3 protein-coding genes and 1 riboswitch are annotated in these 8,498 nt (G+C 62.9%); of the genes, 2 read left to right on the forward strand and 1 reads right to left on the reverse strand.

Annotated features, from left to right (window positions below):
* The first annotated feature begins 387 nt into the window (after positions 1-387).
* Positions 388-540, forward strand: a riboswitch (SAM riboswitch).
* 195 nt (positions 541-735) lie between these two features.
* Both ACFMO5_RS02870 and ACFMO5_RS02875 read left to right on the forward strand, forming a co-directional pair.
* On the forward strand, positions 736-1,926 hold the full coding sequence (locus ACFMO5_RS02870; protein ID WP_376791265.1) for a methionine adenosyltransferase: 1,191 nt from the start codon (positions 736-738) through the stop codon (positions 1,924-1,926).
* A 176-nt stretch (positions 1,927-2,102) separates the two neighbouring features.
* Positions 2,103-4,040, forward strand: coding sequence for an ArnT family glycosyltransferase (locus ACFMO5_RS02875; protein WP_376791266.1), 1,938 nt, complete (start codon positions 2,103-2,105; stop codon positions 4,038-4,040).
* Positions 4,041-4,248: 208 nt separating this feature from the next.
* On the opposite strand, the gene ACFMO5_RS02880 is transcribed toward ACFMO5_RS02875, so the two are convergent.
* Positions 4,249-7,896, reverse strand: coding sequence for a HEAT repeat domain-containing protein (locus ACFMO5_RS02880; RefSeq protein ID WP_376791267.1), 3,648 nt, complete (start codon positions 7,894-7,896; stop codon positions 4,249-4,251).
* Positions 7,897-8,498: the final 602 nt, after the last annotated feature.

Below are 8,498 nucleotides of genomic sequence, written 5' to 3' on the forward strand. Positions count from 1 at the left end.
CTCTGGCGCCCGGCTCCGCCCCAAAAGCCCCCACGAAAAACCAACTGCGGAACTCCCAGCAATCATAGGAAGCTGGAGAAGTCATCCATCCCGCTGTTCACAGTAGAGCGCCTCAGCACGTCGCTGCCGGGGCACACACGATCATGTATCAAGGGGTGTGTCCCAGCCTCGCGGGGAGAAGTCAGGGGTAGCGCCTTATGTCAAAAATTCAACGGGGCTACGTGGTGAAGGGAATTGCCCCACCCGCGAAGAAAATCGACCATTACCCAACGAGGTGACAATCTGATTTCACCGCATCCGACGAAATTGGGGTGCATCCGCATCAAGTCTCATAGTTGACATTCCTGATTCTTATGCTATGATAAGCATAAAGTGAATAGTGTGCGGCACTCATCGAGAGAGGCGGAGGGACCCGGCCCGATGAAGCCTCGGCAACCTCCCGTGGAGCATCAGGGCCGACCGGGGAGCACGCCGCCCCCCGGCGGAGCGCTCACGGGGATGGTGCCAATTCCGGCAGACGGTTCGTCTGGGAGATGAGGTGGCCTGCAGCGGCGATGAGCCTCTTCTTCCCAGAAGAGGCTTTTGTTTTGTCCCGCCCCTCCTCCCGGAGGGGCATTTTATTGTCATAGAAATTTGACGATCGAGGACGGCCCCAGGAGGCAGGATGCAGCTGAAAGCCGGCCGGATCAAGCGCGAACCCAGGCTGGCAAATAATGAACCGAAAGGAGGATTCCGATGCGCAATATCGTGGTTTCCGAGGCCAGCGGCCCTTATATCGAAGACCTTCCGGTAGAGATCGTTGAGCGCAAGGGCATCGGGCATCCCGATAGCCTGTGCGATGGCATCGCCGAGCGCATCAGCAGGGAATACACCCGATGGTGCGAGGAAAATCTCGGCGGCGCCTTACATCACAATTTCGATAAGGTCCAGCTGGTCGCCGGCGAGGTCTCCGTCCGCTTCGGCGGTGGGGAACTGTTGAAACCCATTCGGATCCAAATCGCCGGTCGGGGCACCCCCTTTTACAACGGTCGGGCGATCCCTATGGAGACCATCGCGATCGAGGCCGCTCGGGCTTACCTGCGCGAGACCATGCGTTACTTGGACCCGGTCAAGCATGTGATCATCGATTGCTTCGCCGGGCGCGGCGCCAGCGAGCTTATCGACATCGTCCATCAGGTTACTGCCAACGATACCAGCTTCGGCGTCGCTCACTGGCCCCGCAGCGGCCTAGAGGAGGCCGTATATCAGGCCGCTCATTATCTCAATTACGAGTTGATCAACCAGTTCCCTATCGGCGAAGACATCAAGGTGATGGGGCTCCGTCAGGGGAACCAAGTCATCCTCACTGTGGCCGTCCCCTTCATCGCCACCCGGGTCCATGACGCTGCAGAATACGAGGAGGCTAAGCGCGGTGTCCAGGAGGCATTGCAGCGCTTCGTCTCCAGCTTGCCCGCCCTGGAGGGGCGGACGGTACGGGTGGATGTCAACACGGCCGACCACGCCAAGCGAGGGGATTTTTATCTGACCCTGACCGGCACCAGCGCCGAGATGGGCGATGATGGGGCCGTTGGCCGGGGGAATCGCATCACGGGTCTGATCACCCCCTTCCGCTCCTCCAGCCTCGAGGCCGCTGCAGGGAAGAACCCGATCTCCCACGTCGGGAAAGTCTATAACGTCCTGGCGCTGGAGATCGCGCGGGACATCGTGGCCCGTTTGCCGGAGATCCGGGAAGCCACCGTATATCTGCTCTCCCAGATCGGCCGGCCGCTGGATCAGCCCCTTATCGCTAACGTCGCCGTCCGGGTCCACTCCGGCCAGCTCACCCCGGGGATCCAAGAGGCGGTGCAGGCGATCGTGGACGAACACCTCTCGAACATCCCCGTGGTGCGCCGGAGGATCATCGCTGGGGAGATCCCACTGTTCTGAACGCGGCCCGGTTTGCAGCATGGCGCTTGAACGCCCGTTGAGTTCATAAGGAAATCCGAAAGGACGGGGGGCGCGTTGAAAGCGCGCCCCCATATCAGAAGCTCATGAGCGCACGGCGAGTGACAACCGGGCGCAATCTGTGAGAACTTGCCCTCTATGAGGAGTAAAACCCTGGCATGCCCCCTCGAGCCCTGATCCGCTGGATGGCCATCGCGGGCCTGCTATGGATGGCCGCCCTGCTCCGCTGGATGGATCTTCCCCACCTCCCCTATGGTCTCTGGTACGATGAGGCCTATTACGGGCTAGATGCGCTCCGCGTCCTGGAAGGGCACCCCGCCCTCTTCTTCCCGGAGAACAACGGCCGTGAACCCCTCTTCATTTATCTCGTCGCCGGCGCCATCGCGATCCTGGGCCCCACCCCATATGCCCTGCGGCTCACCGCCAGCATGATCGGCCTGCTCACCGTGGCCGCGACCCTTCGGATGGCCTGGACCCTCTCCCGGCGTTGGGAGATCGGCATGCTGAGCGGGATCCTGATGGCGTTCCTGCTCTGGCCGTTGAACCTCAGCCGGGTGGGGTTCCGGGCGGGGTTGTTCCCTCTGGCCGCCGCGCTGACGCTGTGGTCACTGGCTCGGGCAACCCGGAACGGACGGTCTCGGGATTGGGCGCTCGCCGGCCTGATCTGGGGTGGAGGGTTCTACACCTACCTGGCGGCCCGCATAACGATCCTGCCCATCGCCACCGGCTTGATCACCGGGCGCTGGCGGGATCCGAAACGATTCCACCGGCGAGGGATCGGCGTGTTCCTGATCTGCGCTTTATTGACGGTGACCCCGCTGGCCGCCTACTTCCTCCTGCACCCCGAGGATTTCCTCCTGCGTGGGGGGCAAACTTCCGCCTTCGATGGCCAGCGACCGCTGCTTCAGGTGGTCCAGGAGCAGGCGACACGGGTGGGCGGCATGTTCTTCGTGCGTGGCGATGAGAATCCCCGCCATAACACGGGGGGGCGGCCGGTCTTCGATCCGCTTCTCGCCCTGGCCTTCCTCATCGGCGGGCTCCAGGCCCTTCGGGAGGCTCCCTTCACCGCCTTGTGGGGGCTCTCCATGCTGCTCCCCACCTTTCTCTCTACCGAAGCCCCTCATTATCTACGGGCCAGCGGGACGCTTCCCGTCGTAGCCCTCTGGGCCGGCTTCGGCCTGTGGACCTTCGCGGGGCTCATGGCCCGGTGGATCCGAAGCCCATGGGGGCGGGCGATCGCGTTGGGGGGAGCCCTGGGCCTCAGCTTCCCCTGGCACACGATTGCATATTTCGATCCCGCTTGGTGGGCCGAGACGCGGGTTCGGGGGGCTTTCTCCCTCGATTCATGGGAGGCGGCGCATGAGATCCAGACCTTCTTGAACGCCCACCCCACCGGTACCGTGATCCTGTCGGAGCACCTCTGGATCGGGCGGGCGGAGATGCGGTTCCTGCTGTGGAACCGGCCCCAGGTGCGGATTCATCGGCTGGATCAGGAGCCGCCCACCCCGCCCCAGGTCCCCGCTGCGATCGTCGGCTGGCAACACGAGCCCGTCCCACTGCTGCGGCGTTGGCTTCCTACCGAGGCGCTGCTCTCCCTTCGGGAGCCGGACCCCTGGCCCGGGGAGAACCTTCCTCGTTACCGCGCGCTGTGGGCGGAACCACTGGATCAAATGCTGGCTAACGTGGAGGCGGCCTTTGAGGATGGGATCGTTCTACGGGGCGGGAAGGCCATTCGCCGCGGCGGACGCCTCACCGTGATCCTGGACTGGGAAACGCAGCGGCAACCCTCGCGGGATTACAGCGCGTTTGTGCATGTGTATCCAGAAGCGGAGGCCTCCCGCTGGCCCCCTACCTCCCCGCCCCGCGCTCAGCATGATGGGGGCATTGCGAAGGGGGCCTACAACACCGGTGTCTGGCAGCCCGGCGATCGAATCCGGGAGATTCGAACGCTGATCCTCCCGGAGTCCCTATCCCGAAGCCCTCTGAGGGTCTGGGTTGGCCTGTATCGCTGGGAAGATGGCTCCCGTCTGCAGATCCGAGGAGGCGGGGAAGCGATCGCGATCCCCGTGGAAGAGGCCCCGGCCTCGGAGCCGTGAGGATCATTTTTAGGGGCTGGGCATAACGCCTTCAATATCCGCTCGGCCTCTCATCCCCCATTGCGGTAGTCACCCCGGAGGGCAGTGATCTGGCCACCGCCCGGCGAAGCGCGCTGGCTCCGCGCCCTTCTCCCCTTCCCCATGCGCGTTCGCCGCACGGGGGAGGGGAGAATCGTGGAAGCAGCGCTGCCCTGATTTCGGCTCGACTTTAAAAATTGTGTCGCTGTTCTCCGCCTGGAGGCCGGAGCGCACTTCCCTCGGAAATCAAGCGAACGGTTTCCCCGTTCCACAGCAGGCGAACACGGGCCCGTCGCGTGATCTCAATCAAAGTGTGGAATATCGCGTTGGGCATATCTGAATCCGAGAGCGCAGCGGCCAAGGCGTGAATCGTCTCGGTATCGCTACCCACCCGACGAAGGGCCTCCAGCGCTCGACCCCGAATATAGGGAGGGATCTCGGGATCCAAGGCCAACGATACCAGCGCCTCCTCAAATTCGGCACTGGCGCAGGCAACGATGGCGTCGGCCGCCGCCCGGCGCAGGGCGATGGGTACCTCAGGGCTTTTCGCCAGGATCCAGAGGGCGGAAAACGCCTCCGGCCCTCCCCGTTCTCCTAACGTTCGAATGATCCCCAAACGGACCTCTGGCTCCAATGTGCTCTCTTGAAGCAAACGGCTCAACGGAGAGATCAGCGACGGATCCCACAAGCCCGCCAGGCTTTCCGCCAGGGCCTTGCGGACGGAAGGATCGATGCGGACATCAGAGATAAGTTGGATGATCTCGAGGGCCGCTGACTGATGATGAAGGGCAGCCAGGGTGAGGGCAATTGCCCCCCGAACGTGAGGATCGATCCGCTCATCCCGCAACAGCCACATCAGCTCATCGCCGACCTCCGAGGTGCCCAGGGCTCCAATCGCATCCACGATGGACTGCCGGACCGAGGCCGGGATCCGCTCGTCGGGCAGCAGCTGGATCAGCGAGCGCACCACCTCACGGTTCCCCAGCGTCCCCAAGGCATCGGCGATGGCCCGCCGGGCGGTCACAGGAAGGTTTTCATGACGCAAAAGGGACACCAGCTCAACGACCACCGAGGGATCCCGCATCAGCCCGATGGCCAGGGCGGCCCGGGCCTGGATGAAAGGATCCTCCACCGGATCCCGCAGGAGATCCAACAGGGCTCGGGTCGCCGATGTGGCCTTCATCGCGCCCAGGGCCAGAGCGATCCGCTCCCGGATCGTCGAATCGGTCCCGCGATCCTGAAGCAAAGCCACGAGCTCCGGCACCACCCGGCTCTCTCCAATTGATGCCAGCGCGTCTGGCACGAGGGCCCGCAGAGAGGAATGGACCTGAGGATTCCGCAGAAGCCGCATCAGGAGCGGGACCGCCCGACGATCCCGTAACAAGCCCAGGGCCACGATCGCCTGGCGTTGCAGGATCAACCGGGCGAAATCCTCTTGCGCCGCCTTCGAGAGACCGGTCAACCGATCGATCCATTGCACCAAGAACGGCGGCAGCGTTTGAACCCATTGCCACGCTTTGGCCAACAGGCGACGCCAGCGGCTTTCCTTGAGGAAGCTCATCAGCCAGGGGGTGAGGGATCGAATCCCCGCCTCGGCCAGCGCGTTTAGGAGAGCCGTCCGCAAGCTGATGTCCAGATTGGGATCCTCCACCAGAGCTTGAACGGCTTCGATCTGTTGAGGCTGAAGCCAGGCGCTGAGCATTCCGACCATCCGGCGTCGAAGCTCCACCGGCATGTTGGGATCGCGGATCAATGGGATCAACTCGTCCACCAGACCTGCTTCACCCAGGGACTTGAGGGCTTCCAGAAGGGCCTCGCGGATGATCGGGTTTAGCCAGGGGAGGGTCAAGAGCTCCACCAGCGCCGGCCCCAGCGACTGGTCCCCCATTCGAGCAATGGCCATCACCACCTTGCGCCGGAGCTCAACCTCCACGCTTTCATCTCCTACCAAATCCAGCAGATCCCGGGCGATGGTCGGATCGCCCAGGGATCCCAGATGCTCGGCGATCTGCTCCCGCACCGGAGCGGGGACACGCGGATCCCGCAACGCCAGGGTGAGAAGCCCGGCAGCCCGGGCCCCCTGCTCCCGGGCGAGCGCCTCCACAATGAACCCGCGGGTCCCGGTGGCCAAGTCCGGCCTGCGGAGCTGATCGGCCAGCCATTCGGTTTGGCCGGGGATCCGGGCCAGAATGGAAGCCGCTTCCTCCTGAAGGAACGCATAGGGGGTGTCGATCAACAACGCGCGCAAGCGCTCGATAATCCGATCTCGTAATTCCACCTGCAGATGCGGCGCCTCGATCAGACAGCGACCGGCCAAGCGGGTTCTTGAGTGGAAGAAATCATCCTCGGCATCCAGCAGGTGGGAGAACAACTCCCGCACCATGGTGGGCTCGGCCAGGCCGGCGAACATCACCAGGGCTTCGTGCCATTCGGAGTCATCGACCTGGCGCAACAACAGCGCCCGCCGTCCCGGATCCGCTATCGCCATGCGGGCGATCAGAGCGGATGCAAACGCTGGCTGCAAGAAAGTTAGAGTGGGGCCTGGAGTGACAAGCCCACACCGCTCCCGAAGCCAGGAGAGGGCCAGGCGAACCTGAGCCGGTTCGAAACGCCCATCGGATCGGAGAAGGTCGGCCAGCCACTCCTCGGCGGATCCGGCAGGAAGCGAGGAGCGCCGCAGCAGAAGCATCGCCCAGGCCAGGTTCTCCAGCGTGGCCAACTTCAGGGGGGTAGGGAGTTCCTCTTTTTCCACAGGAAGAGCCTGGGGACGGTCAAGCAAAGCTCCTATCAGTTGCGCATAGAGGACCGAGCGGCGGGAGGGGAGGCCGCCGTGCTGAATGAAGAGCATGAGGAGACCGGAAAGCAGCCACGGATTCCCAGCAAGCGCCATGCGTTCTGGATCTTCCTGAAGCGCCCGTAGGAACGCGACCGGCCCTTCCCTAGACCCGATAGGCTGTTTTCCAAACCCAGCAACAGACTGCCAGCGCTCCGCGAGGGCTAGGATTTGAGCTTCTGTCCAGGGGAGGAGCGCGAAACCGTGAAAACCCTCCAGCCGAACGGCCTGCACGGCCCCTGCAGCGATGATCGAACACCCCGTCCTCGCGGCCAGCCGCTCCAGCTCTTCAAGCAAAGCCGCCTCCGCGTCCGCGCGATCCGTTTGTCCGAGGCCATCCACCAGCAATGCGCACCGACCTTGCTGAAGCCATTGCTCCAGAAGATCCGCCGGCACCTGAAGGGTTCCCCGAGTGATGCGATAAAGGTGCTCAGCCAGCTGCTGGCTCAATGGAATGCGGGGCCGATAATGGGCAACGGGCAACCAGAAGGGAATCTGACTCAGGAAGGCACGGTCCGGCGGCAGGAACTCCGCAGGCGCCAGCCTCTGCAGAAGCGCCATGAGAGAACGCGGTCGGCCCTGAGCGGCCTCTGACCAGCACAGGGCCAGCATCTGCAGGAGAGTGGTCTTCCCGCATCCGGGTTCCCCAACGATCAGCCAGCGGAGCCCCGTTGTCGCATGGGAGGGGGATTTGTGAAGGACCTGCAACCGAGGGGTCACAAAGACCTGCGTCAGGGGAACCAGGCCGATCAAGCTGGCAAGCGGACCGGTCCCATGGGGGAGGACCGGCGGGGTTCTCAAGCAGGCGCGTCGGAGGCTCGCCCCTCGGAATGGCCCTCCAATCTGCAGCCGGAAGACCTTCCAGATTTGAGGGAGGAGCGAAGGGATGAGCAACGTCAGCAGCGCGCCCAGGGCCGCAGCGATGGCCAACGCGATCCAACTCACATCCGGGATCAGCTGTCCCGCAAGGATCCCTTGGAATCCAGCCAACGATCGTTCTAGCATCCGACTCAGTCTCCTTATTCATGGCGATTGTCAATCTTGACGATCTTCTCCATGCATTCTGCTTATATTTTCCAAAATAGTCAACCTTCACTTTTGAAAACCGAGGACAAGTCCTCAAAAGATGTGGTTAAATCAATTTAACTCGTTACCTTCGCATTCCTTTTTCAGTTATGAGTGCTCTGCTGCGCACAACGGAGGAGGTCATCCCAACGCGCAGCGACGACCTTTCAATTTGCGGAATTTCTGCGAGGGGTGGGCGCTTACGCGGCCCATCCCTCGCAGAAAATTTTATCTTCGCAATAAAGCAGTTACGAGTCCTCGGTAAGCGCTCCTAACCATCCGGATCGCTACCGCTCCACCCTGATCCCCCCCTTGTTGGTGGAAGAACCAATGGGGTGAGGGGGATCCCTTGTAGATGACCCTACAACATGGCGAAGGCCAATCGTAGGGGCGGGCCTTGTGCCCGCCTCAAGCCTTGCGCTCTGTCGATCCAGCTTCCAAGATTGCGGGTAGTCGCCCCTTTCAGCAGTGGCGAGCCCCAAAGGTCAAAAATCCAAAGGGGCTATGCGGTGAGGCGGATGGGGTGCGGGCCGCTTTGGCGG

The sequence above is a fragment of the Thermoflexus sp. genome (genome assembly GCF_042408365.1).
Lineage (GTDB): Bacteria > Chloroflexota > Anaerolineae > Thermoflexales > Thermoflexaceae > Thermoflexus.

What these genes read in the sequence shown, in the direction of transcription:
- ACFMO5_RS02870 (WP_376791265.1), top strand. Translation starts at nt 736, where the DNA reads ATGCGCAATATCGTGGTTTCCGAGGCCAGCGGCCCTTATATCGAAGAC.
- ACFMO5_RS02875 (WP_376791266.1), top strand. Translation starts at nt 2,103, where the DNA reads ATGCCCCCTCGAGCCCTGATCCGCTGGATGGCCATCGCGGGCCTGCTA.
- ACFMO5_RS02880 (WP_376791267.1), bottom strand. Translation starts at nt 7,896, where the DNA reads ATGCTAGAACGATCGTTGGCTGGATTCCAAGGGATCCTTGCGGGACAG.